This window comes from Shewanella vaxholmensis, assembly GCF_031932135.1.
GTDB lineage: Bacteria > Pseudomonadota > Gammaproteobacteria > Enterobacterales > Shewanellaceae > Shewanella > Shewanella hafniensis.
Window position 1 is genome coordinate 235,210 of record NZ_JAUOEV010000003.1, and the last position, 25,804, is coordinate 261,013.

21 protein-coding genes and 1 riboswitch are annotated in these 25,804 nt (G+C 46.8%); of the genes, 12 read left to right on the forward strand and 9 right to left on the reverse strand.

Features of this window, described 5'->3' with window-relative positions; translation table 11 throughout:
• Nucleotides 1-158: 158 nt before the first annotated feature.
• Nucleotides 159-1,430 carry an SLC5/6 family protein gene (locus Q4Q46_RS04725; RefSeq protein ID WP_311905351.1) on the reverse strand — a complete coding sequence of 424 codons (1,272 nt, stop codon included), beginning with the start codon at nucleotides 1,428-1,430 and terminating at the stop codon, nucleotides 159-161.
• A 256-nt stretch (nucleotides 1,431-1,686) separates the two neighbouring features.
• Between Q4Q46_RS04725 and Q4Q46_RS04730 the strand changes: the two genes are divergently transcribed.
• From Q4Q46_RS04730 to Q4Q46_RS04740, 3 genes are read left to right on the forward strand one after another with little or no spacing between them, the layout of a single operon-like run.
• Nucleotides 1,687-2,070, forward strand: coding sequence for a RidA family protein (locus Q4Q46_RS04730; RefSeq protein ID WP_220592380.1), 384 nt, complete (start codon nucleotides 1,687-1,689; stop codon nucleotides 2,068-2,070).
• A gap of 24 nt (nucleotides 2,071-2,094) precedes the next feature.
• Entirely contained in the window at nucleotides 2,095-3,369 is a 1,275-nt protein-coding gene (locus tag Q4Q46_RS04735; protein WP_311905352.1) for an L-cysteine desulfidase family protein, read from the forward strand.
• A 50-nt stretch (nucleotides 3,370-3,419) separates the two neighbouring features.
• Nucleotides 3,420-4,079: a helix-turn-helix transcriptional regulator gene (locus Q4Q46_RS04740; protein ID WP_311889357.1), complete on the forward strand. Its 660-nt coding sequence runs from the start codon at nucleotides 3,420-3,422 to the stop codon at nucleotides 4,077-4,079.
• Between the two features lie 51 nt (nucleotides 4,080-4,130).
• On the opposite strand, the gene Q4Q46_RS04745 is transcribed toward Q4Q46_RS04740, so the two are convergent.
• Both Q4Q46_RS04745 and Q4Q46_RS04750 read right to left on the reverse strand, forming a co-directional pair.
• A complete protein-coding gene (locus tag Q4Q46_RS04745; protein ID WP_311889358.1) occupies nucleotides 4,131-5,720 on the reverse strand; it encodes an RCC1 domain-containing protein in 1,590 nt (529 codons plus the stop codon).
• A gap of 203 nt (nucleotides 5,721-5,923) precedes the next feature.
• Nucleotides 5,924-6,838: a polyprenyl-phosphate transporter gene (locus Q4Q46_RS04750; RefSeq protein ID WP_311889359.1), complete on the reverse strand. Its 915-nt coding sequence runs from the start codon at nucleotides 6,836-6,838 to the stop codon at nucleotides 5,924-5,926.
• A 224-nt stretch (nucleotides 6,839-7,062) separates the two neighbouring features.
• Between Q4Q46_RS04750 and Q4Q46_RS04755 the strand changes: the two genes are divergently transcribed.
• Complete coding sequence (locus Q4Q46_RS04755) at nucleotides 7,063-7,563, forward strand: hotdog fold domain-containing protein (RefSeq protein WP_006085741.1); 501 nt, start codon at nucleotides 7,063-7,065, stop codon at nucleotides 7,561-7,563.
• 260 nt (nucleotides 7,564-7,823) lie between these two features.
• On the opposite strand, the gene xapA is transcribed toward Q4Q46_RS04755, so the two are convergent.
• On the reverse strand, nucleotides 7,824-8,651 hold the full coding sequence (xapA, locus tag Q4Q46_RS04760) for a xanthosine phosphorylase (RefSeq protein WP_311905353.1): 828 nt from the start codon (nucleotides 8,649-8,651) through the stop codon (nucleotides 7,824-7,826).
• A gap of 135 nt (nucleotides 8,652-8,786) precedes the next feature.
• On the opposite strand from xapA, the gene Q4Q46_RS04765 reads away from it, so the two are divergent.
• From Q4Q46_RS04765 to Q4Q46_RS04780, 4 genes are all read left to right on the forward strand, one after another.
• Entirely contained in the window at nucleotides 8,787-9,704 is a 918-nt protein-coding gene (locus tag Q4Q46_RS04765; protein WP_311905354.1) for a LysR family transcriptional regulator, read from the forward strand.
• Between the two features lie 65 nt (nucleotides 9,705-9,769).
• Nucleotides 9,770-10,207: a nucleoside deaminase gene (locus Q4Q46_RS04770; RefSeq protein WP_071938312.1), complete on the forward strand. Its 438-nt coding sequence runs from the start codon at nucleotides 9,770-9,772 to the stop codon at nucleotides 10,205-10,207.
• Between the two features lie 168 nt (nucleotides 10,208-10,375).
• On the forward strand, nucleotides 10,376-11,581 hold the full coding sequence (locus Q4Q46_RS04775; protein ID WP_311905355.1) for a DUF418 domain-containing protein: 1,206 nt from the start codon (nucleotides 10,376-10,378) through the stop codon (nucleotides 11,579-11,581).
• A 29-nt stretch (nucleotides 11,582-11,610) separates the two neighbouring features.
• On the forward strand, nucleotides 11,611-12,072 hold the full coding sequence (locus Q4Q46_RS04780) for a DUF1294 domain-containing protein (protein ID WP_106649895.1): 462 nt from the start codon (nucleotides 11,611-11,613) through the stop codon (nucleotides 12,070-12,072).
• On the opposite strand, the gene Q4Q46_RS04785 is transcribed toward Q4Q46_RS04780, so the two are convergent.
• Nucleotides 12,069-12,680, reverse strand: coding sequence for a TetR/AcrR family transcriptional regulator (locus Q4Q46_RS04785; protein ID WP_311905356.1), 612 nt, complete (start codon nucleotides 12,678-12,680; stop codon nucleotides 12,069-12,071). The two genes, Q4Q46_RS04780 and Q4Q46_RS04785, sit on opposite strands and share 4 nt — an antisense overlap.
• A 314-nt stretch (nucleotides 12,681-12,994) precedes the next feature.
• Between Q4Q46_RS04785 and Q4Q46_RS04790 the strand changes: the two genes are divergently transcribed.
• Nucleotides 12,995-13,474: an HPP family protein gene (locus Q4Q46_RS04790; protein WP_263142423.1), complete on the forward strand. Its 480-nt coding sequence runs from the start codon at nucleotides 12,995-12,997 to the stop codon at nucleotides 13,472-13,474.
• 80 nt (nucleotides 13,475-13,554) lie between these two features.
• Here Q4Q46_RS04790 and Q4Q46_RS04795 read toward each other — a convergent pair whose 3' ends face one another.
• The gene (locus tag Q4Q46_RS04795) at nucleotides 13,555-14,910 is read right to left on the reverse strand and encodes a short-chain fatty acid transporter (RefSeq protein WP_311905357.1); all 1,356 of its coding nucleotides are present in this window, start codon (nucleotides 14,908-14,910) and stop codon (nucleotides 13,555-13,557) included.
• 235 nt (nucleotides 14,911-15,145) lie between these two features.
• Between Q4Q46_RS04795 and bamJ the strand changes: the two genes are divergently transcribed.
• On the forward strand, nucleotides 15,146-15,616 hold the full coding sequence (gene bamJ / locus Q4Q46_RS04800) for a BamJ family beta-barrel-assembly machinery protein (protein ID WP_106649891.1): 471 nt from the start codon (nucleotides 15,146-15,148) through the stop codon (nucleotides 15,614-15,616).
• 102 nt (nucleotides 15,617-15,718) lie between these two features.
• Here bamJ and Q4Q46_RS04805 read toward each other — a convergent pair whose 3' ends face one another.
• Entirely contained in the window at nucleotides 15,719-18,325 is a 2,607-nt protein-coding gene (locus Q4Q46_RS04805; protein ID WP_311905358.1) for a glycosyl hydrolase family 18 protein, read from the reverse strand.
• A gap of 112 nt (nucleotides 18,326-18,437) precedes the next feature.
• Nucleotides 18,438-18,526, reverse strand: a riboswitch (cyclic di-GMP riboswitch).
• 312 nt (nucleotides 18,527-18,838) lie between these two features.
• A complete protein-coding gene (locus tag Q4Q46_RS04810) occupies nucleotides 18,839-19,624 on the reverse strand; it encodes an ROK family protein (protein ID WP_311905359.1) in 786 nt (261 codons plus the stop codon).
• A 407-nt stretch (nucleotides 19,625-20,031) separates the two neighbouring features.
• Here Q4Q46_RS04810 and Q4Q46_RS04815 point away from each other — a divergent pair, with 407 nt between their 5' ends.
• Nucleotides 20,032-21,819 carry an aminopeptidase P family protein gene (locus tag Q4Q46_RS04815; protein ID WP_311905360.1) on the forward strand — a complete coding sequence of 596 codons (1,788 nt, stop codon included), beginning with the start codon at nucleotides 20,032-20,034 and terminating at the stop codon, nucleotides 21,817-21,819.
• A gap of 261 nt (nucleotides 21,820-22,080) precedes the next feature.
• Here Q4Q46_RS04815 and Q4Q46_RS04820 read toward each other — a convergent pair whose 3' ends face one another.
• Nucleotides 22,081-23,346, reverse strand: coding sequence for an HD-GYP domain-containing protein (locus tag Q4Q46_RS04820; RefSeq protein WP_311905361.1), 1,266 nt, complete (start codon nucleotides 23,344-23,346; stop codon nucleotides 22,081-22,083).
• Nucleotides 23,347-23,940: 594 nt separating this feature from the next.
• On the opposite strand from Q4Q46_RS04820, the gene Q4Q46_RS04825 reads away from it, so the two are divergent.
• Entirely contained in the window at nucleotides 23,941-25,509 is a 1,569-nt protein-coding gene (locus Q4Q46_RS04825; RefSeq protein WP_259562213.1) for a methyl-accepting chemotaxis protein, read from the forward strand.
• Nucleotides 25,510-25,804: the final 295 nt, after the last annotated feature.

Here is a 25,804-nt window from a genome sequence, read left to right on the forward strand (position 1 = left end):
ACTTGGGATCATGGCTTGTCATGATTGCTTGAAATGATGGCTTGAAATAATTGTTTGAAATGATTGTCTAAGGTCGTTTTCCCCGCAAAAACCGGTATTGAGTAACTCAATACCGGTTTTTATGCATCAAAGCTTAACTTCCCCCCATTTTAACCCTGCTAACTAAACGCCAAGAAAGGTGATACACACAGTAATAAACCTGTGATGATAATGATATACAGCGACATGCCCTTGTACTTATGCAGTGCGGGGACTTGATACACTAAATAAGCGGGAATTAAACAACCCACTAAACCAAAGATTGGACTGCAAATTGACGTAAAACTTAGCACTGGCGCATTCAATACAATCGCGCCCCACGACAGTAGAATCGTGAAAATCATGATGCCATAACCGACAAGCTTTTTATTGATGCGATCTTCAGGCATATATCGACGCAACATATTCATGGTTAGCCCTTGGCAAGCTTCCCTGAAACCAAGATACACCCCAAAGTAAGCCGTCATTACCGCAAAAATATTCAGCGTCAGACTCAGTAATTTCAGCGTTTGCCCCTGCATGCCCTGGGCGACCATGGCCAAGGCTGAGATATTTTCTTCCGATGCGCGCACCGCTTGTTCATGACCCATAGCGAGCGTGAATGACACAGCATAAAAGAACACCACGACAAACAAGACACCAAAGGCAATATTCATGGCGCGCATCGCTTTAAAGCGCGCCACGGCTAAAGATTTTTCCCGTGAACGGTATGAAATCACCATAGGGCTTAAGCTTTGAATAAACAGAATCGATGTCAGCGTAAAAGGCAGCATGACGACCGCATCTTTTAACCAATCACCCGTTGCTGGGATAGCGCCAATATTATTGATATCCCACTTATCCACCATCAATAACCCTAACACAGCCACAACACCCAGCTTAGTCAGCACCATAAAAGTGGAGATCTTAAACAGTAGATTTTCACCGCGGGAGGCTAAGGCAACTAAGCCGCAGATTAAGGCTAGACCATAAAAAGGATTTTCTGACAATAACGCTTTGGTGACCCCAAAACTTTGCAAAAATGAAGCACTGTCGTTTGTAATGGCCGTTGAATAAACGAACACCCAAATGACCAGCATGATGAAGTACAAGCCGCCCAACAGCATGCCCCAGTTTTTACCTAAGTAACCCGAAATCACACTCGGGTAATCCTTACACTCAGGCGATTCAGCTAAGGTATTGATAAACAACCGTTGAAACATATACATGGCAGGATAGCCAATAATGCCAGACAGTAAAAACACCCATAACCCCATTAAACCGACCTGCACAGGCAAAAACACGATCCCCGCGCCAATCGCCATTCCAATACTCATGATAATCCAGCCCCAATCCGTACTATCGAAGCGGGTATCTGCTTTCCACTGTGCAGCAGTAATTGTTGCATCCATTATTTCACCTTTACCTTGTTGCTATTATTTTATGCAAATATATTTGAACATAACAAACTCAGCAATCAATATACTCAACTTTTGTTGAACAAAGAGTTAAAGCTCACAACTTGACTGAAAACGAGATAAATAGCGCACAAACCGCAGTGACAAATGAAATTCATTAAAAAATAATTGCAATAAAACATAAAAATACAAATAATGTTGCACATACGCCGACCTAGGCATTCAATTTTATTTGCAAGTTGGAGAGACAATGAAAACTATTATTCATGCAGAACGTGCTCCCGCGGCCATTGGCCCTTATTCACACGGTACGAGCTATGGCAATCTCATCTTCACCTCTGGCCAACTGCCCGTTTGTAAAGAGAAAGGCGGAGTGGTTGACGGTGGGATCACCGCACAATCGATTCAATCGCTAGATAATCTCAAATACGTGCTTGAAGCGGGCGGTGGTAGCTTAGACACGGTTCTCAAAACCACTTGTTATCTTGCTGAAATCAGTGACTTTGCCGCCTTTAACGAAGTGTATAAAACCTATTTTAAAACCGACTGCCCTGCACGTAGCTGTTTTGCGGTGAAGGATCTTCCACTGGGCGTTAAAGTGGAAGTTGAAGCCATAGCACACGTTAACATTTAAGCATTAACATAAGGTTGTAAGCTGATGAAACCCCAATGGCAGCAGTATATTAACATCATCAAACAAGTCGTTAAGCCCGCATTAGGCTGCACTGAGCCCATCGCCGCAGCTTACGCCGCCGCCGTCGCCCGCGCCTTACTTGGTGTTGAACCCGATTCAATTGCGGTACAAGTGTCTGACAATCTTTATAAAAACTCTATGGGCGTGTTTGTACCTGGCACAGGCAAAATCGGTCTGGCAATTGCCGCTGCAGCAGGCGCCATTGCTGGCAATCCTGATGCAGGCTTAGAAGTATTGGCAGTGATCACACCGGAACAAGTCGCCAAAGCACAGGCACTGATCGATGCGGGTAAAGTCACAGTTGAGCGCACTGAAACGGCAGAGTTTATCTATTGCTGTGTCATCGCGAAAAAAGGCGACCGCGAAGCCCTAGTGAAAATCTGCGGCGGGCATACACTGATCGCCGAGAAGCGCCTCAACGGCGAATCCGTCTTTAGCCTTGACAGCACGCAAGCCAAAGCCACTGGTTCCATCTGTGAAGGAGTGGATATCACTATCGAGTCTATTTATCGCTTCGCCCAAGAAGTCCCCTTTGAAGAGATTAAATTCATTCTCGAAGCCTCTGAGTTAAATGGCAAATTATCTGATGAAGGCATGGCGAATCCCTATGGGCTGGAAGTCGGCCGCACCATGAAAAGCGGCATAGCCGCCGGCATTATCGGTGAAGACTTACTGAATAAAATCGTCATGTTAACTGCTGCAGCATCCGATGCTCGCATGGGCGGAGCGAACTTGCCCGCCATGAGCAATCTTGGCAGTGGTAATCAAGGCATAGCGGCAACTATTCCTGTGGTATTGACGGCACAATGCTATAAGGTTTCGGAAGAAAAACTCGCCCGCGCCTTGATTATGAGCCATCTAGGAGCGATTTATATCAAGTCCCATTACCCACCGCTGTCGGCATTTTGTGGCAATACCGTCACCAGCGCAGCCGCTTCTATGGCTATGGTGTATTTGGCGGGAGGTTCGTTCGAACAATCCTGTTTCGCGATTCAAAACGTGATCAGCGACAGCTCGGGCATGGTGTGTGATGGCGCGAAAGCCTCCTGTGCCATGAAGGTTAGCACTTCATCTAGTGCGGCCGTGCGCTCATTTTTGATGGCGCTCAGTAGTCACAATGTCTCAGGCCAAGGTATTATTGCTACCGATGTTGAGAAAACCATTAAAAACATTGGCAAAATGATCCTCAATGGCATGTCATCCACAGATGTCACTATTATCGATATTATGTCGGCATAATGATTTTAACCCGCTGAATAATAGCGGGTTAATAACTAAAGGTTGAAATTGTGAAACTGCAAGATTTAACGCAAAGTGATCTGGATATTTTGAAATCGGTCGAAAATATCGTCGATGGCATCGCTGCCATGTATGGTGAACACACAGAAGTGGTATTGCACAGCCTAGATGCGAAACATCCGTCTGTGGTCAAAATTGCCAATGGCCATGTCACAGGCCGTGAAGTGGGTGCGCCGATAACCAACCTTGCCTTGCTTAAACTCAAGACAGGTCAGGATATTTCTAACTCTTACCTAACGAAATGCGCCAATGGTAAGACGCTAAGATCGATCACGACTGTGATCCGTAACAGTAAAAATCAACCCATAGGTTTGCTGTGTATTAACAGCGACATGGATGCACCACTGCAATCTGTGCTGCGCACTATGATGCCAGAGCAACTCCTTGGCAGCGAACTGACCAGCTCGCCCGAGGTGTTTGCCCGCAATATCGATGAAGCGCTCCATAGCACGATTGACAGTATCAACCATGAAGTGCGCTCAAACTCTGGGATTTCCCCTTCACAGAAGAACCGCGAAATCGTTAATCAATTGCATGAGTTAGGGATTTTCGAACTCAAGGACAGCGCCCAAGTCGCGGCCACTCGATTGGGGATTTCGGTGCATTCGATTTATCGCTATCTGCGGGAAATCAAAGCCAATCAAGCTTAATTGCGTGCATGATTGAATCAACGGGCTGAAATGAAATATTCCAGCCTCGTTTTAATATGACATATCAGCATCAGCTTCACCGCCACTCCCTAACAGATCCCACGTCAAAACTTTACCATCAGAAGTGAGCGCTATCATGTTTGATATGTTGCCACGCACCTCAATGACATCGGTTAGATCAATATCTTGTTTTTTAGCATGCCAACTCAGCCCGCCAAATTGCCAAACAGAAAGGCTCCCATCACGTCGCTTAGCGGTAAATCCCATAACACTTGGGATAAGCTCGATAACCTCAGAGACACCAAGCTTAGGTCCCGCGCTATCCTCTACTACAGTGCCATCCGCTTTCAACGCTGCATACCCCTGATTTAACGTAACCACTTGAACTACATCTGTAATCTCTTGCATCATAGGTTCACCACTTAAATCCTCTGCTCCTTGCCAACCTATTAATGTGCCATCCTCTCGCAGCGCAACAAACCCCGTATCTATCGCATATAGTGCGCGTACATGTTGCAACTTGTTTTGCACGGCCGAAGCATTACCGCCATGGCGTTTATGACCCCAAACTACAACATCGCCATTCGCTTTTAACGCAGCATAAGCGCCATCATTAGCTACAATATCAATGACTTTTTCTTGGCTATTAGCGGGCGAGTTCGCTAAGGCTAACGGAAAAAGTACACGACTCTCTGGCAAAAAACCTTCACCCCACGCATAGACTCTTCCATCGGCCATTAATGCAGTAAAACCAAATACTGAATGAACAACTTTGGTAACTGCCGTAAACTCACTGAGTCTAGCCAGTTGTCTTTGGCTTTCTTGACCATCATTGACGCTCCCCCAAGACATTAGCTCCCCGTTTTGAGTCACGGCAGTAAAGGCACTTGGCGCCGCATAAACAGCTTTAATATTCTTAAGTTTTGCGGCAAGGTGTTGACTATTACCACCGTGATAGGCCGAACCCCAGGTCACCACAGTGCCATCCTGTAGTAACGCAGCAAATGCTGCATCATTGATACTCACACTCTGCACATTCTTCAACGCTGGCGCTGAATAAATTCCGTGATTTAATTCATCCAAAGACCCATCCACGATAGACCAACTGATGACGCTGCCATCTCGTTTTATGGCGGCAAACAGATCATCACGCATCACAAAATCTGCCACTTGCGTAAGCTGATCTCTAAGTAATACAGGCGCATCCCCCATATCCCAAATCACCAGTCGATGGTCTTGGGTTAATGCCGCAAAACCACACCCATTTGTCGAAGCAAAAATGCTTTTTACATTGACTAATTCAGCCGCCACGGCGCTATGGTCGCCGCCGCACTGACGATCGCCCCATGTCACCACGCTGCCATCCTGCCGAAGTGCCGCAAAAGCACCTTTATTACTGTAGATATGCCGGACATTCTTGAGGGAGTTGTCAGTTGTGAGATTGGTATTATCGGCTGGAGCATATTGGCCATACTGAGATGCCTTGCCCTTGGGCCCATACTGCTGCAAGGTGTTTTCCATCTGCGTGCGTTGCTCTGGGGAGAGCCCGACATCTTGCTTATTGATACTATTGGTAATCACATGGGTTAACGCGAAGAAAGCGAGCGCGGCGCCCGCCCATGAAACGGTATTCTTATTCACAAAACATCCTTATCGTAACGACAAACTCATACTGAATTTATACAGGTGCCTTCAACCAAAGCCACACCTCTGCAAAGGCTAAGTATTGTACAAAAAAACCATGAAAATTAAATATCTGTTGCCTTTGGGGCGAAAACAACAAAGCAGCGAAGGCTCGCTGCTTTGATAGGGGAAACGTTATATCAAGGGTATTAAATAAAGGATTAATCTCTTTTGCCCACTTTCTCTAACCCCCATACCAGTGCAATCGCCGCCAGCATACACACAATCGCAAAGGCGAGTTGCGAAGGTTGGCCGGTCACTTGTTCAAAATTAAGCGGCGAAATATTCTGTTCCAATAACGGCACTTGCTCACCATGGGAGTTGGTCCGCCAAGTTAAAGTTTCTTTCCATGGCCAAATTTTACCTAAGGTGCCTAACATTAATCCGGTTAGAAACACGATAGTGGCATCGTGGTGCTTACGCAACAATGCCGACAATAAATGGCTGAACGTCAGTAATCCCATCACAGCGCCAACGGCGAAACAGGCCAAAATATCCAGCTGAATATTTTTAGCCGCAGCTAAAACCACGGGATATAAGCCTAACAATAATAAGATAAAACTGCCTGAAATCCCCGGTAACACCATAGCACAAATCGCAATCGCGCCGCCGAAGAAGATATTCATATAACTGGCTTCTACCGCGACCGGATTTAACACAGTTATCGCCCATGCTGCCAGCACACCTAAGGCAAATAAACCTAAACGTGCCACAGTGAAACCATTCACTTGCTTAAGCATATGCACGACAGAGATAATAATAAGCCCAAAAAAGAACGACCAAATCGGGATCGGGTGCGTCACCAGTAACCAAGAGATTAACTTAGCAAAGGTAAAAATACTGGTTAGGATCCCCGCCAGCAGACTCACTAAAAAGCCACCATTAATATGGGCAAATGCCCCTTTTATGCCCTGCGACTTGATTACGCCCCAAAGGGAAGGATTGATACGTTTTACACTGTCGAGCAAGGTATCGAGAATACCGGTAATAAACGCTATGGTGCCGCCTGAAACGCCTGGCACCACATCGGCAGCGCCCATGGCCATTCCCTTAAAATACGTCAGCAAATATTTCACTGTGAGTCCTTGTAGTTAAATCAATATGCCATTGCCGTTAAACGACAAATTGGCCGCAATTATACGGTGTTACACTAAAAACCGCGAAATGAAGTTTGCTTAATTATGCCGACTGGTATTTGTTGTTATCCTAATGTTACACTCATCCGACCAGAGCGGTCCAAACCCAACTTGGAACAGGCTCAAGATAACAATCCCCCTTTGCATCATTATTAAGGATGACCATGAGCCAGACAGACTCTTCTAGCACTGCAGAACAAAAACCAAATAAAGTGCTCGCGCTCTACCACAAGACTCGCCGTTATCCCTTCGGCCAAAAACTGTTTTCAATCATGGTTTCACGCATGGCACCCTATTTCGGCACCATCAAACCACTGATCACTGAATTACGCCTTAATCATTGCGCCTGTTTAATTAAAAAACGCCATGCCGTTCATAATCATATAAAAACTGTGCATGTGATTGCGATTTGTAACGGCCTAGAAATGGCGATGGGCGTGATGGCCGAAGCCTCAATTCCAAAGCATTTACGTTGGATCCCTAAGGGCATGAGTTTGGATTATACCGCTAAAGCGGGCAGCGATATTTTATGTATCGCCGAAGTGACGCCAGAGCAATGGACTCCGGGCGATATGTTGGTTCCCGTTACCGCCTACGACACCCAAGGTGTAGTTGTGGTTAAGGGCCATATCAAGCTGTGGATTTCAGAAAAACCGCAGAAATAAGCGTTTTGCATCGAGCGCTGCGGCTTAATGTCAGCAGCTAAAAAGGGAGCTAAGCTCCCTTTTTAGCCTTCAGCCGTATTTCGTTAAAAAACTCAGATAGCGCAATTGCACGCCGCCTTGCTCGCTCACTTTTAAGTGCGGATTTTTAAATCCGAACTCTTAAATACGAGAGCTTAATTCGACCTGTTAAATACGAGCTTTTAAAATAGCAGCCCTTTATCGCGCCCTATCGTTATACAGCAGCCCAGTTAAACCAGATATTAAGCAAAATGGCTGGCGGTAAAACGCTCAATTAAACGGATAAAGTCAGCTTCGGCAAGCTTAGCGGATGTTAAAGTTTGTTCATGGGATAACTGCACGTCCCCCAATCCCTCTGCCATATTGGTAATGGCACACACAGCCAAGACGGGCAAACCACAATGCGCCGCCGAAATAACCTCTGGCACCACAGACATTCCCACTACATCGCCACCGATGATTTGCATCATGCGGATTTCGGCCGCGGTTTCAAAACACGGGCCAGAGTAGGACACAAAGACCCCTTGATTCACTTCAATGCCTTCGGCTTTTGCGACACTTAAGGCTTCTACTCTCAGGTCTTTATCATAAGCATTGGCTAGGCTAAAAAAACGTGAACCGTAACTTTCATCGTTTGCGCCCGTCATGGGCGTACCCGGCATAGTGTTGATGTGATCGCTGAAAATCACTAATGATCCCACGCCGATCCGCTCTGGCCGTAATGACCCAGCAGCGTTAGTCACAAGTAATAATTCACAACCTAAGCGTTTGAAAGTACGCACCGGCGTCGTCATCACTTTCATGCTTTGGTGCTCGTAAAAATGCCCGCGGCCTTTCATGCACACTATATCGATGCCATGTAAGCTGCCGAGCACTAGCTCTCCCGAGTGCCCGACGACGGTACTCACGGGAAAGCCGTCTAACTCTTCATAGGGGATCACCACTTTGTTATCTAAATTATCGGCAAACGCGCCAAGCCCTGAGCCCAAAATCATAGCAGCACGGGGAGAGAAGTTCGATTTACGGGCTCGAATAGTCGCAAGGGCATTAATAACAGGATCATGGCTCATACAAGGTACCTCATAGCAAAGGAGTGAAAGAGTAAACGCCCTCAGTATAAGCGGGCTTAGGGTTGCAAATAATCGCGATTAATCGCACTCTTGTGCTGATAAAAAGGACAATAACTAAAGAGCTGTGAGCCTGAGATGAGCAAGATAAACGCACCAGAACTCGTCACCCTGAAGATGCTGCGGTATTTTCATCGAGTGGCTGAAGTGAAAAACTTTACCGCTGCTGCCGAGCAACTTCATCTATCGAAATCTCCGCTGAGCGCACAAATCAAAGAGTTAGAATCACTCCTTGGCGTTGAGCTGTTCACCCGCAGCACTCGACAAGTGGAGCTCACACCCTATGGCCAATTGTTAAGAGAAAAGTGCGAGCAAATATTCGAGCTGGTGAATACCTCATTGGAGCAAGTGGCTCAGCTTGGGCGACTCGATAGAAACCATATTCGAATTGGCATCATGAGCTCGCTTTTTTGGATGGGATTTGGTGACATACTGAAAAGCTTTCGCAAGCAATGCCCTGAAAATGAGCTGATCTTTCAAGAGTTATCACCTGAAACTCAAAAAGTCGCCTTAGCGCATCAAGAAATCGATTTTGGCCTAGTGCGCTACGCCGACACCTTAAATCTGCCGCACCTCATCGCCGAAACCATCACCAGCGAACCTATGGTGTTAGCGCTGGCAAATAAACATCCCTTAGCCAGACGTAAAAGCATCGACTTGAGTGAACTCAAAGATGAGCCCTTCACCTTACTCAGCCGTGCCAACTCCGCCTCTAGTGATTTGATTATCGCCAGCTGTCAGGCCGCAGGATTTATGCCGAAATTAGTACAGGAAATGGTCGAGCCCAATAGCTTGATGGCCATCATCGCTGGCGATAATAGGGTATCCATAGTGCCGCAAAGTTATGCTTCACAACCTTGGCCTAGGGTAAAGTTTATTAAATTAAAACAAACCATCCCCGCCGATATCTGCCTGATTTTTCGACCAGAAATAGCTTCGCAGCCAATTCTCGATAGCCTGAGGGACTTATTAAAGCAACAAATCAAAACCATTTAGATTGTCCATCAAACGAGTGCTATGCTGAGTTTAATATTCAGGGTTCATATTTTAAGGATATCAAGATGGATGAATTTTTAGCGGCAGCCATTGAAGAGGCCAAACAAGGACTCGCCGAGGGCGGTATCCCCATTGGTTCAGTATTAGTGATAGATGGCAAAATCGTCGGGCGCGGCCACAATAAACGGGTACAAAAAGGCAGTTCAGTACTGCATGCCGAAATGGATTGCCTCGAAAATGCCGGCCGATTTAGCGCCGCCGAGTATCAAAGAGCGACCTTGTATTCCACCCTATCGCCCTGTGACATGTGCAGCGGCGCGGTATTACTTTATGGCATACCTAAAGTCATCGTCGGTGAAAACACCACCTTCCAAGGACCAGAAGCCTATGTTAAATCCCGCGGTGTGGATGTCACTGTGGTCGATAACGCCGAGTGCAAACAACTGATGCACGACTTTATCGCTAGCCATCCCACACTCTGGAACGAAGATATCGGCGAGTAGTGGATCTTCACTCTTCTCAGTCACTTTCTATATTTCACTTGCTATCTTTTTTGTATTTCACTTTTTGTATTGGCTGTATTTCATTGGAGGCTAGTGCCTGCTAGGCTAGCCCTCCCAAATCCCAGTGAAAAGTCGAACATGCCTACTAGCGAAAGGAACTCAGCTAACGTGCCAGCCAATTTACCTAAAGACCCTTGGTCAAGAACAAACGCCACGCAGCCAGTCGTCATGGCGATACCCGCACAACGTAATGCCAATCTCGATGCTATTCGCGGCTTAGCCGTGTTGGGGATATTTTTTATGAATATCTATTTTATGGGCATTACTTTTTTTGGCTATGCCCCCCACGAAACGCCGCCGCTGTCGGATCACATAATCAAAGTGTTCAGCAGCTTTTTCATCGAGGCGCGCTTTATCAGTCTGTTTTCCATCTTATTTGGTGTCGGGCTTTTTATTCAATATCAGAGATTTAGCGCCAAAGGCCTAGAAGCATATCCACTTCTACGTTCACGTTTGAAATGGCTAATGGTGTTTGGCCTACTCCACGGCATCATTATCTGGCCAGGTGATATTTTATTAACCTATGGGATCAGCGGATTTTTAGCTTTGTGTTACAAAGATTTAAGTATTGAAGCCCTTAAGCGCAAAGCGAATATTTTTATTTTAAGCGCCTTAGTGATCATCACGCTGATTAGCTTTACGGGCAGCGATGAACCTTTCACTCGAGAATCGAGTCTATTTGCAGAGCAATACGGAGCATGGACCTCAAGCTATGCCGACCAATTGTTCCTGCATTTGATACAAGTGGGTTATATGGCGTTGGTGATCCCTTTTACCATAATGTGGTTTACGGCGGGCTTAATGTTGCTCGGCATGGCCTTGTATCAACAGGGAACTTTTGAGCGGGGGTTTAGCAAGCCACAACTGCTGAAATTAGTGCTCGCCAGTGTGACGGTATCGCTACTCGATATCGGTTTAGACTTTAGCAATAATCCTATTCTAGTGACGTTTTCAGATGTGTTGATCATGCTAAGCGCTATTCCAATGGCGCTGATTTACATTCATATTATGGTTAAAATTTGCCAGAACAATCCTAATAGACTGACTCCATTGCAAAATGTTGGCAAGCTTGCTTTTAGTCTCTATATTCTGCAATCCATCGTTGGCGTGTTAGTGTTTAGACACTTAGCTCCCGAATTGCTATTGAGCTTAGATAGATGGGGATACATGGCCATGGCACTGGTTTATTCAGTAGTGCAATTATTGTTGGCCAGCCTGTACTTACGCTATTTCAAGCAAGGGCCATTGGAAAAACTTTGGCGCCACCTCGCGTTTAAAAAATACGCTGCATCACAAGAACGCCAGCAAGCTTAAAAACACTGACACGAGATTGATACTAGATAATGACGAATTCAAAACCAGCCAAAACGGGCAACAGAGCTTCACCTCAAACTAATCGTGCCCAAAATAGTCGCACTCAAAAGTCCAATACAGCCGCATCAGGTTCAAGCCTTATGCCGCTGTTATTAGTGCTGATTTTTCTTGCTGGCTTAATCGGCGCGGCCCAGCAACATATGCTTCCCTACGGCATTGCGGGCATGTACCTCACACTGAGCCTGCTGACCTTTATCGCCTATGCCATCGATAAATCAGCCGCAAAACGCGGTAAATGGCGCACTAAAGAAAGCACTTTGCATCTGCTGGCGCTCATGGGCGGTTGGCCCGGCGCCCTGTTTGCCCAAAACGTGTTAAGGCACAAGTCAGTTAAAGCCTCATTTAGAAACGTCTTCTGGCTCACCGTTGTCGCTAACTTAGCCGTGCTGGGTTATGGCATAAAAACCGGCGCCGTAGATATGTTTATCTAAGCATGAGTCGCGGCATCGATTAGCTGCTCAACCACATATAATGCCAACAGTGCTGACTGAGTGTCGCCCTTTAGTTGGGCCGACACTATCGCGCCCTCTTTGAGTAAACCTATCGCAGCAGCTAGGTATTGGGTCTTAGCTTCAGGCAAGCCCAATGCTGAGACTTGCTGCTCAATTAAACTGGCCACTCGCTGTTTATGCTGGACACAGAGTTGATGTACAGGATGGCTCGGCTCAGTAAATTCAGCGCTGACGTTGATAAAAAAACAGCCGCGAAACTCACACAGCTGCGGCACCTTTTGATTAAACCAATCATCGAGCGCCCTAAATAACCCACAAATGCCCTCTCGTCCCGCTGGCAATGCGTTCACTCGCTCGCTAAGCCATTGATAAAAAACCTCGTCGCGATAGCGCACCACAGCTTCGACTAACTCATCTTTACTGGCAAAGTGGTGGTACAGGGTTTTCTTGGCAATCGCCGATTCCTGCAGGATCTGGTTGATCCCCACTCCATTAACACTTTGAAAATAAAACAATTTAAAGGCGGTCATGACCAATTGTTGCCGTTTATCCGGTGGCATCCCCGCCTGAATATCAGTGCCCTGCATCAACTTATTCCTCTTCTTTGGCAAACATTAGCTGGTAAACATTCGTTAGCAAACATTAGCTAGCAAATGTCAGCCGTATCTTCTCACGAGTAGACAAGTCGGTCTACCCATGAGAAGATACTCGAAAGTAGACAGATTGGTCTACCTTAAAAGTTGAATTTGGTTAACTGTGGAATCAAGAGTGAAATCGAGAGTGAAATCAAAAGGGAGCACGGGACACCGCAGCGTGTTAACGGCAACGCTTTGCCTGAGCATTCGCGCCCACAGATCATTATCAAAATAAGGGCTTAACACAAGCCATCAATGGGAGAAAGATGCAAAGAATCAATCCACAGAATCTAAAGATGGCCTTGCTCGCAGGGTGTGGAGCCACGTTGTGTATCAGTAGTTTAGCGACGCTTGAACAGCTAATACCGCAAACCATTTGGTTGATGGCCCCCTTTGGTGCCACTATGGTGTTGTTGTTTGCCTTGCCAGAAAGTCCACTCGCTCAACCGAGAAACATTTTCTGCGGCCACTTACTCACAAGTTTGGTTGGACTGATCATTCTAAATACTTTAGGAGTATCCCCGCTAGCCTTAGGGCTTGCGGTCGGATTAGGCATAGCGGTCATGATGTTAACTCATACTGTGCATCCACCCGCGGGAGCGAATCCTCTGGTCGTTATGCTCACGGCGCAGCACTGGGATTTTCTGTATATGCCCGTCGCCAGTGGTGTTGCGCTCATTCTGGCTTTTGGTTGGCTGTATCACAACTTACTTTGCCGCCGGCAATACCCACAAAAGTGGTTTTAATCATTCATCGCCAATAAAAAAGGGCAATTTTAAATTGCCCTACACTTTCTCTAAAATGCAAAATTGGCTGTACTTTGCCTTTAGAACCAACTCAACGCGATACTGATAATCACGCCTGTGATCATCAGTTGCATTAAACAAAAGCCCATAATATCCCGCGCTTTTAAGCCCGCAATTGCCAGCACGGGCAGTGCCCAAAAAGGTTGAATTAGGTTAGTCCAAGCATCACCCCAAGCTACGGCCATAGCCACCCGAGCAACATCGGCGCCCAAGGCTTCGGCAGCGGGTAACATAATCGGCGCCTGCACGGCCCATTGACCCCCTCCCGATGGCACAAAAATATTTACAATTCCCGCGCTAATAAAGCTCCAAAATGGCAGGCTCTCGGCACTGGCTATGGCCACAAAACCTTCCGAAATACTTTGGGCTAAACCCGACTGCACCATTACCGCCATAATGCCCGCATAGAAAGGGAATTGGATCACAATCCCTGCGCCGCCCTTAATGGCCTCATTCAAGCTGGTTAATAAACTGCGTGGCGTTTGATGTAAGAGGATGGCGAGAAACAAGAATAAGAAGTTCACTAAGTTAAGGTTTAAGCTGCCGCCCTGTACCCAAAAGTAATAGCCTAAGTACACAAGCCCAGCGCCACCGACACTCCAGCCGAGTAAGCGGCTATTTTCTAACTTATCCGCAGGTCGGCTTTCAAGCTGACACTCGCTCACATTGGCAGGGTTAAGCTCCAGCGCCGAAGCTGCGAGTTCGCTGCCTTTGTCGTCAAGGGCACTTGGGTCGACATAAATGCTGTCCTTGTCTTCAGGCAGCATAAAGCGATTCACTAAGGGCATAACCACAAACAGAATCGCCACTAACAATAAGTTAAAGCTCGCGAAAATGGTTTCACTAGTGGGGATAATGCCAATTTGTGCTTCGGAGAAATGCCCCGCAGTTGCTATGGTTAACGGGATAGAACCCGCGAGCCCACCATGCCAAACCACAAAGCCAGAATAGGCGCTGGCGACCAGCAGCCGATAATCCACTTTCACTTTACGCGCTAAAGCTTTGGCAAATAACGCCCCCACCACTAGCCCAAAACCCCAGTTAATCCAACTGGCGGCCAGTGATACTAAGGTCACTAACATAATGGCTTGCGGTGCCGACTTAGCTAAACCCGCAATCGCATCGAGCAGCTTTTTAATTGGCGGGGAGCTTGCCAGCATAAATCCCGCCACCAGCACTAACAACATCTGCATCGAAAAACTCAGCAGGGTCCAAAAGCCATCGCCCCAATAATTAATGACTTCCAGTGGCGTTTTGTGTTCTGCGACCACGACAGCAATTAACACCACTAAGGTGAGTAAAAGCACGAATATATAGGGATCGGGTAGGAATCGGTCGACGAGTTTGACCAGAGGTTTTGCCGCTTTGTTTAACATAGACTTTCCTTGTTTATTATCTAAATTCTAGTTTTTATCTGTTTTTATTGAATTTTTATTGAGTCTTAAGCCCACAGGTTAAGCGATCTCTAAAGCGGGATAAAGTCTTGAGGTTTTTTTTAAAGCGTTGAACTGGTAGCACCAGATAGCAAGCCCTACGCACACGCGAGTGCCGATAGCATCTCAAGCTAAAAAAACTGATAATATGGCCAAAATTAACTAAGGTGCTCTTTATATGAAAATGTTACTTGCCGTTGCTGTGATTGCTGGGGTGATTTTTTACTTCTTTACCTCAATGAACGGCCAAAAAGCCGCCCAAGAGAATATCCGTTTAGGCAATGAATTTTTAGCGCAAAACAAAACTAAAGAAGGTGTTATCACCACAGCTTCGGGTTTGCAATATCAAGTGTTAACTCAAGGCGATGGCACTGTTCACCCTAAAGCCAGCGATACTGTGACAGTGCATTATCATGGCACTTTGATCGACGGTACTGTGTTCGATAGTTCGGTTGATCGCGGTGAGCCCATCGCATTTCCGCTTAACCGCGTAATTAAAGGTTGGACCGAGGGCGTGCAACTTATGGTCGTTGGCGATAAAGTGCGTTTCTTTATCCCAAGTGAACTCGCCTACGGCAATCGCAGCACGGGCAAAATTGGCGGTGGTTCTGTGTTAATTTTTGATGTAGAACTGCTTAAGATTGATTAAATCAGTCTTCAATTAGCCAGTAAGGTCAATTACTGAACAAAAAGCCCTGCGTTATCGCAGGGCTTTTTTGTACAACTCAAATAATATTAGTATGTTGAATAATTAAGGACAGCTTGCAACACCAATATCAACCCATACCGCCGCAACGCCCGGTACATCCCCTTTAGTCCAGTAACTCGCCTTCCATTGACGGCCGTTATAGCTGGTGGTTTGCCCGCCAGTATAGGCGACACCCGCATCCCAACCGAGAGCAACTTGGCTAAGTAGCTGCCATTGATCAGCGGTGCGAGATGGCGTATTGCCCTGCGTCCAGTACTTGGCTTTCCATACCAACTGACTGTGGCTCACAGTATCGCCCGTGTTGTACACCACACTGGTTTGCCAAGCAGGATAGTTACCGGCATTAGGATCGGTTGCATCACAACCACCACCGATTACTTTTGGCGTCACGGTGAGATTCGTCGATGCGCTCGCATCCAAGGCACCATCGGAAACCAGCACGCTCAAACCATAGCTGGTCGCTTCGGTGACATTAGGCCCAGTGACCACTAAGGTGGCACTATTTTGTCCGGTTGCCGACACGCCAGCGGGCACAGTCCAAGCGTAAGTTAAGGCATCACCGTCGGCATCAGAGGCACTCGCCACTATGCTGACAGTTTTACCCGCCTCCACTGTTGCAGTGGCTGCAACACTCACCACAGGTGCTTGGTTCGGAGTATCTGCCTTGTTAGTCACTGTCACTGAATCTGTGGCAGATAGCCCTTCTGGATCAGTCACTTTGAGACTAAAACTATAGGCAATATCAGTTTGCGTTGCACCCAATTGAATCGCCGCATTCACCATATCGGCGTTTGCGATGGCAATAGTTGGGCCAGACACTTGCGTCCAAAGATACGTCAGCGCCTCATTTTCAGGATCCCGCGATCCGCTACCATTGAGCGTCACATCGGCTGGACCAGTGACATTCACATCCGCGCCCGCATTGGCAATCGGCGCTTTATTCACTGGTGGTGTTGTCCCTTCGCCATGACCTAAACCTTCGTGCATCGCATTAAGAATATCGCCGTTATCGGCATCAATTTCCCATGCAAATAAACCACCTAACTGATTGGCAAGCACATATTGGCCCTTGGCTTTAACGGAACGCGCATCATCGAAAGTGATTAAATCACCCGTCGATGCTTTAAACACTGATGCCGCTTCTGCCGTTTCATCATAGCTGTAAGTCCAACCACTCCCCATGTACTCGTTCACTATCTGGCGATAATCCACCACGCCATCTTCCCATGTGCCTTTCACTTTGCCCGTTGCTGTCCCCGTGAATGGGTTATTGCCCGTATAGCCATTCACGCCTGTCCAGCCGCGGCCGTACATAGCGGCACCAACCACAATTTTCCCTGGGGTTACGCCTTGAGTTAACAGGGCTTTTACGCCCTTGTCAGTGGTGTAGCGGGTATCAGGATCCCAACTCGCCTCATAAAGATTGGTCTGATGACCGAGTTCAGTGTTTGTCCAACCGCCATTAAAGTCGTAACTCATCAAGAAGATGTAATCCATGTACTGCTGCGCAGCTTGGTAGTCGACTTTAGCGATTTTGTCATCACCCGCACTGATTGCCGATGTGAGTTCATAGGTACGACCCGTCTCAGCACTTAACTCATCAAGCATAACGCGCAGTTCACGCATCAGGGTCACATAGGTTTCACCGTCGTTGGCATTACCTAAATTGGGGTTAGCACCACTGCCACCGGGGAATTCCCAGTCAATGTCCACGCCGTCGAAAAATTTCCACGTTTGCAGGAATTCCTTCACCGATGCGACAAAGGTATCGCGCTTAGTTTTATCGCCAAAGAAAAAGAAGGGATCAGATAACGTCCAGCCACCAACCGAAGGCAAAATCTTTAGATCGGGGTGGGCTTGCTTGAGCGCCATCAATTGGCCGAAGTTACCTTTGTAGGGATCGGAGTAGTCACTCACGCCCGCCTGTGGCATTTGGACCGCCGCCCAAGGATCGTGGATAGCGACTTTAAAATCTTCACGGCCGCTACAGGCACGTTGCAACGCTTGGAAACTGCCGTCGATTTCTTTCAAACTATCGTTAATGCCATCACCACCACAAATAGGGGTAAAGCCATATAAAATATGAGTTAAGTTCTGTGCAGGGATCTTATCAACTGGGAACTTACGGCCGTACACACCCCACTCGACAAAGTAACTGCCAACCACTTTTCCCGACTTGTTAGCGTATGGACGATTGTTTTCTTTAAGCGGAGCATTGAGTGGCACTAAATGGCTGCCATCGGTATCGGCTACAAGGATTTCTTTGGCATCGCTTGCCGTACAACCGTCGCTGTTACAAAGTTGCACTTGCATCTGATAACGGCCACCTTTATTCACCTTAAAGTTAGCGGTGCCAGAAGCGCCCGAGGGACCTTCCCAAGCGACATTACCGTTGAGCAGCACTTGGGCTTTGTTGCCCACATCGCCACTCCAGAGGTTCCAGCTAACTGACACATCGGCAGCATCTTTAATGGTTACCAACTGATTGTAAGCCGTAGCGGCTTGATTCACTTCGATAATCGCGAACTTGGTTTCGCCCCAACCTATAGTCGGTTTACCGGGCGCTGCGGCAAATGCATTGGCACTCACGGTAGATGCCAGTGCAGAGGCCACCAGCAAGGCTGATGTTGAAATTTGAGTCTTGAACATGAGATATCCCTATTGAATTTTTTATATGAATCAATAAGGCAAACAAAGCGTAGACAGGAAACAACACTCTTAAGACCATGCAAAACGATTAACGATTGCACGAAGAAAAACCTGTGGTATCCCCGCTATCATAGGTACAGACGAACCCTTAGACCGGAGGCTTTGCGTCCCAGTTTTTCAACTGGTTTGCCTTTTACACACAATGACAACGTTGTCATTGCGATAATCAGCATAGACGTAAGCACAATAAAATTGCAACAAAATATTATCAACTAAGGTAGTGGTCTGATAAGAAAGCAATTAAATACAGTTCAACTATTTCTAATATTTACTTTGATAATTAATGATTTGCTGACTATTTTAGCCATAAAAAAACAGGACACGATAAGCCAAAGGCATCATCTGTCCTGTTCTCAATTTCACTATTTATGCTGCTAATACTGCTTAAATTGCTAGGACTAAGCCACTGTAATCTAATAGTTCAAAACCAGAAGCGAACAACATCTATGATCCTTATGCGCGAGGATAATCCCTTGCGAGCATCACAGATAAACCTCGGCACACTAAGGTTTCCATATCATCGACGCGGTTGATTTTCATCTCAGCTAAGGGCGCGCTCAATGCCATTTGCTTTAAGCTTTCGAGGCAGCCTTTGTAGTAAGGAGCACTGTTCATCATGTTACCCGCGAGCCAAATCCGATTGGGATTAAATAAATTCACGGTCCACGCCAGCCCCATACCAAGGTAACTGCCCGCACGGTATAAATCATCCTGAGTGGTGATGTTACGGCTGCGCACAGAATCGCCACTGGCGAGTTGCTCTAAGCTAAATTCACCTGATTCTGTCATCACGCGGCAATGCCCCAACTCGCCTGCAACCCCCGTCGCACCTGTAAAGGCTTGCCCATTAAACGCAATCGACATCCCTATCCCAGTACCGCACATGACCAACAACTCACAGGCATATTTGGCATCGCACGTGGCTTGCATACCCGCATCCATATCGTTGCAGATAAACTTAAGCTCACCTTGGGTTTTAACTGTATCGAAGCTCAAGCCATTGAGCCCGGGTAATGATTTACAGGCAACCAGACGATTATTTTGTACCAGTCCAGGTACGCCAATCGCTAATTGGTAATGCTGTAAGTCGTAATCGCATTCAAGCGCAGCGATTTGATTATTTAACTCTTCAATTTTAAAACCTTCGCCTGTGGGAATTTTATATTGTTCTGTATGTCCCGCGAGCTGAAGTTCGAACAGGGCTGTCGTACCGCCCACATCTATTGTTAGTATTTGCATCGCTTACTCCACTGATACATGCGCCCCACTCTGACCCCGAGCGGAGATGGCAAATGTTAGCATAGGGTCCAAATGTTAGCGATTGAATAAAACTTAAGTAGCTAATTTGTAAGGAACAAGTCTAAAAAAACATGACTGACATTTTGTTTTACTCAAGTTTTATGCTAAGAGTCACACAAATATTTTATGCTAAGAGTCACACAAATAAATTAAGGATTTAAAAGCTTAGCTTGCTCATCGCAGTCAGCACAAATTCACGATTGTATACAAAATCCTTTATTCGCTCCCCTTGCATCTCGCGCGTTAGGCTTGCGATAATCCGAGCTGGTTAGAACTCAAATAAACGTATCCTTAGGCAAGCTTTGCCTACCGACTTGCACAGCGTGCCAGTCTCACTTGGAGCCCATATGTCACATTCTATCGCCAGCCGCCTCGACGCTATTCGCAGCGAATTATCTTCTGCCAATCTCGATGCTTTTATCATTCCCCGCGCCGACGAGTATCTGGGCGAATATGTGCCAGAACACAACGAACGTTTGTACTGGGCAACCCACTTTACCGGTTCGGCAGGCATGGCTATCGTATTGAAAGATAAAGCCGTAATATTTACCGACGGCCGTTATACGGTGCAAGTTCGTCTGCAAGTGGATGCTGCACTTTTCAGCTACGAAAGCCTGACAGACACGCCACAAATTGAATGGTTATGTGACACGCTACCAGCGGGGTCACGCGTTGGCTTCGATGCACGCTTGCATACTTTAGCTTGGTTTGAAAATGCCAAAGCGACCTTAAACAAAGCCCAAATCGAATTAGTGGCGGTTGAGCAAAACCCTATCGATTTACATTGGCAGGATCGCCCCGCACCCTCGAGTGCGCCAATCACGTTATTCAGTAACGAGAGTGCCGGTAAAACCAGTCTGCAAAAACGTACTGAAATTGGCGCCTTAGTGAAAAAAGCCGGTGCTGATGTTGCTTTGATCGCCGCCTTAGATTCTTTCTGCTGGCTATTAAACATTCGCGGTAACGATATTCCGCGTCTGCCTGTCGTGCTCGGCAGTGCCCTGCTTCATGCTAATAGCGATATGCAGCTGTTTACCGATTTAAGCAAACTCCCTGAGGGCATTGAGGAACATGTCGGTGCAGGAGTAAGCTTTAAGGACGAGGCCACGCTCGCCGATACCCTTGCCAGTTTGCAGGGCGTCAAACTGCTGGCCGATCCAAACTCGGCTAACGCTTGGGCACAAAATCTCGCCCGTGAAGCGGGAGCAAAATTGATTGCTGGAATTGATCCCGTTTCTTTACCTAAAGCGCAGAAAAATCCTTCTGAACTTGCTGGCATGCGCGCTTGTCACATTCGTGATGGCGTTGCTGTGAGTCGCTTCCTTGCATGGTTAGATGCCGAAGTTGCCGCCAAGCGTATGCACGATGAAGCCACACTTGCCGATAAATTAGAGAGCTTCCGCCTGCAGGATGAGCGCTATCGCGAGCCAAGTTTCGACACCATTTCAGCAGCGGGCCCCAATGCCGCCATGTGCCATTACAATCATAACAATGGCACACCTGCGATGATGACGATGGACAGCATCTACTTAGTGGATTCTGGCGCGCAATATATCGATGGCACCACAGATGTGACCCGTACTATTGCGATTGGCAAAGTGACTGATGAACATAAAAAAATGGTCACGCTGGTGCTAAAAGGTCATATCGCACTGGACCAAGCTCGCTTCCCTAAAGGTACTTCAGGCCAGCAGCTCGATGCATTCGCCCGTCAGTATTTATGGCAACATGGTTTTGATTACGACCACGGCACAGGCCATGGCGTGGGCCACTTTTTAAGTGTGCACGAAGGTCCACAGCGCATAGGTAAAAATGTCAACGGTATCGCACTGATGCCCGGCATGGTGCTTTCCAACGAGCCGGGTTACTACCGCGCTGAGAGTTTTGGCATTCGCTTAGAAAACTTAGTCGTAGTGCAACACTGTGAAGCACTGAAAGGCGCAGAGCGCGAGATGTATGAGTTCGATGCACTGACTATGATCCCTATGGATGCCCGCCTAATCGATAAGAGCTTGCTAACGCAAGGGGAAATCGACTGGTTCAATGCTTACCATCAGCAAGTGTTCCATACACTTTCGCCGCTGATGTCCGGGGATGAACTCGCGTGGTTAACGCAAGTGACTAAAGCGATTTAGAGCGATTTAGAGCGATTTAGAGCGATTTAGCACTCCTGCGGATAAGTAGCGATTTAAGTCGTCATTTAAATCATCTTCTACATCCGTTATATGCTACAAAATAAAACGCCCAAGGCTATGAGCCTTGGGCGTTTTTTTTAGCACTGCTTCTGTATTTTCAAGGCCTAGTCGTATTTCAATAGCATGCTTTCAGCTCATAGTTTCGAAACATGGTTTCAAAACACATTTTCAATTTCAAAACACGATTGTAAACATGAGCTGCTAGACCATAGTAGGCTGCGCCATAGGCTGATAAGCATCATCCAGCGATGCCTTAGATAACACTTCAAACTCGTGATGAATTACCATAAAACAATCGACTAACTCAGGATCGAAATGCTTACCTTTACCTTCAATAATTAGGTCGATAGCCTCTTGGTGGCTAAAGGGTCGCTTATAACATCGCGGCGAAGTCAGCGCATCATAGACATCCACTAAGGCAACTATGCGTGCCGAAAGCGGAATATCCTCACCTTTCAACCCTAAGGGGTAACCACTACCATCCCACTTTTCATGGTGACCCGACGCGATATCTTGGCCCATCCGAATAAACGTACATTGGGGCGCATATTCCAACAAACTGCGTAACACTTGCCCACCAATCACAGGGTGAGCTTTGATCTGCTCAAACTCCTGCGGGGTTAATTTACCCGGTTTGAGTAGAATCGCATCGGCAATACCGACTTTACCTATGTCGTGCAAAATGGCCGATAGACTAATATCTTGAATAAAATCATCGTTTAATTCAGCAGGTGGATTGTCGGCCTGCAACCGCTGCGCCGCGAGCATTTTCGAATACTGCCGCATACGTAGTAAGTGCGCACCCGTCTCGTTATCTCTGTATTCAGCAAGTTTGGCCAACCCTAATACAGTCGCTTGGCGCGAGGCTAAGGTTGAATCGAGTGAATCAGCCAACTTACCTAATAAATAAGTGATGGTTAAGGTCAGCATGGCATTGGTTACAATAAAATTAACTACAACAACGGCCCAAATACCCAAACTGTAACCGCGAATATCGGGCCAGTTTAACCAACCAAAATGATAGGCAAGCCCAATCATTACCAGACTCAGCCCATTCAAATATTGGGCATATAAGCTCGCGCGACGGCCTAAAAAAATGCCCACTAATGGCGGAAAGATAAATAACCAAAAGAACCCCGCACCCGATGGACCAATCGCAATCAAAAAACCAACGCCGATAGCAAACGCTAACAAACAACCACAGCCAAAACGCGTGCTATCAGCAAGCTTAGGAAAATACAGCAGAAACAGTAAAAACACATAAGCGAGCGTATCGAATACCACCATAGACCACAGATCGGCTATGACACATAAATACACGCTGGTGATATATACAGGCACACAGAGAAGTGCAAGAAAGCCAAATAGACGTCCAAAAATCAAACGTCGCCAATGGGGCAGTGCCGCTGCTGTCCCCAAGGACGTGGTAGCCAATTTAGCTACGCCACGTCTAAGTGATATCGCCATGGGAAAATCCTCTTATGTTGCATTCCCGCTATGAGCTAATGAAGCTGATCTTATGAACCTAAGCGAATGAACCTGAGTTAATAAACTAAAGGGTGCGAATGAGATGACAAAACTGAGGCAAAACCAGATAAATCACACACTCAGCAAGTCATAGTTTGTTGCCCATTAAAGAATAGACTAAGACGAATAAAGCGCCCGAATGAATGCCGCGATATGCCAACCGAATCAAGGACATTAGTCCAATATCGCCGAGCAGATTTAGTCGATAACATGAGCGTCTAATATCCACTCAATATCTGAGGGAAAATAACCCTATACAAAATACTGAAATTTACGTTTCAGCAGGATAAACGCTCGTTTAATTCTGTATTCGCAATACTTAAAATTTTTATATTTTGCAATAGCTTATAAATACAACCAACGATTGATTTTCATGGGTGAGCCATCAAAAAGCGCTCTCCTATACCCATACAAAAATGATAGTCTTATCACATAACAAGCTTACCCCAATGAGAGTAAGCGCAAGAAAATTAGCGCCTAACACCGCGCCCCTGAACCCCAATGAATCATATCGGCCCTGAATGGACACACTAAATGAGCCAGAGTAACGCGTCTGCCAACAGAACACTGAATGCACAGAGATCAGATCAAGAAATCCGCTTAACACCACAGGATGAACTCATTTCCACCACCGACACTCGCGGTGTTATCACTTACGTTAATGCCCGTTTTGCCGAAGTCTCAGGCTATAGCGCCCAAGAGTTAGTCGGCAGTGCCCACAATATGGTTCGTCATCCCGATATGCCAAGCGCCGCCTTTAAAGAAATGTGGGAAAAGCTTAAGTCGGGCCAATCTTGGCGCGGCATAGTGAAGAACCGCTGTAAGAATGGTGGCTTCTATTGGGTCGATGCCTTTGTCTCGCCATTGTTTGAAAACGGCACTATTGTCGGTTATCAATCGGTGCGTATTCAGCCTCAGGCCGCCTACGTCAGCAAAGCAAATGAGATATACCAAAGACTTAAACTGGATAAATCCATTTCTAAGCCCTTAAGCTTAATGCAGAAACGTATCCTCTCAGCGGTTGTCGCCTCGACAGGCTTACTGATCGCAGGCTACTTTTGGGGCTGGGGCGTGATTATCGCGGGGGCAGTTTTGATGAGTTTAAACTTGGCTATTTTCTACGATGAGGCCTTTCGTATTCCCGCTAAACTGATTGAAATGCAAACCAAATACGACTCTATCAGTCGTTACATCTACTCGGGTGCCGATACGTCTTCTATCCTCGATTTCCAGCTCATCATGCTGCAAGCCAAAATGAATGGCGTACTAGGACGCACACAAGATCAAGCCAATCAATTGCACGCAATTGCCGATCAATTAGTGGTCGCGACCGAGCAAACCTATGTCAGCCTAGATCAAGAAAAAAGTCAATTAGAACAGCTCTCTGGCGCGATGGAAGAAATGAGTTCAACCATTACAGAAGTGGCGCAGAATACCCATCTCACGTCCACCAGCATCAATACCGCCTACGATCTTTGCCTTAAAAGCAGCGCCAATATGAAGGCCAATACTCAAAAAGTGGAACAACTGGCCAAGTCTGTTGCCGATGCCGCTAACAATGCCCATCAATTGAATAAAGAAGCCGAGCAAGTTGCTAATGCCATGGGCGAAATTGACTCCATCGCCGAGCAAACCAATCTTCTCGCCCTCAATGCGGCCATTGAAGCTGCCCGTGCGGGTGAACAAGGCCGTGGGTTTGCCGTGGTCGCCGATGAAGTGCGCGCGCTGTCGAGCCGAACCCAACTGTCGACCAACAGTATTTCAAAAAGTGTCGATAAGATGTTCACTATGCTCAACGCATGGGCCAAAGAAATGGAACAGAGCCGCCAACACGCGGAACGCTGCGCTAGCGACATCCAACTGTCCGCCGACAATGTGAATACCATTTACCAAGAAGTGAGTGATATCCACACCTTTGCCCAGCAAAATGCGGTCGCAGCGGATCAACAGCGTCAAGTGGTCAACGAGATTGCCAGCAACATACACTCCATCACCCATTCAAGCGCAGAGAACTTGGCCGCAACCCATCTGATTGGTGATGCCGCCCATCTGCTTAAGCATAATGCCGAGAAAGCCCTCGGCTTGAGACGCACCTTCGGTTAGTCATAAGCAAGATATAAAATGCCGCAGCCAAAACTGCGGCATTTTTCTATCGCGTTTATTTAGCCCATTCTTTGCGCCAGCCGTCACTCAACCTTAAATCATACTCAGCTAAGAGCATACTCAATCCAGTACTGATCCAACCCAGTGCTTGCAGAATTGGCCCTATCCCGCCTGAGCCGTCGCTAAGGCTTTTATCTCTTGGCGATAAAATGATGCAGATAAAATGCCAAAACACTAAAAAGTTCAGGTTTTAACCGAAATTTTTGCTATACTCCGCGCCCGCCATTTTTCTTAT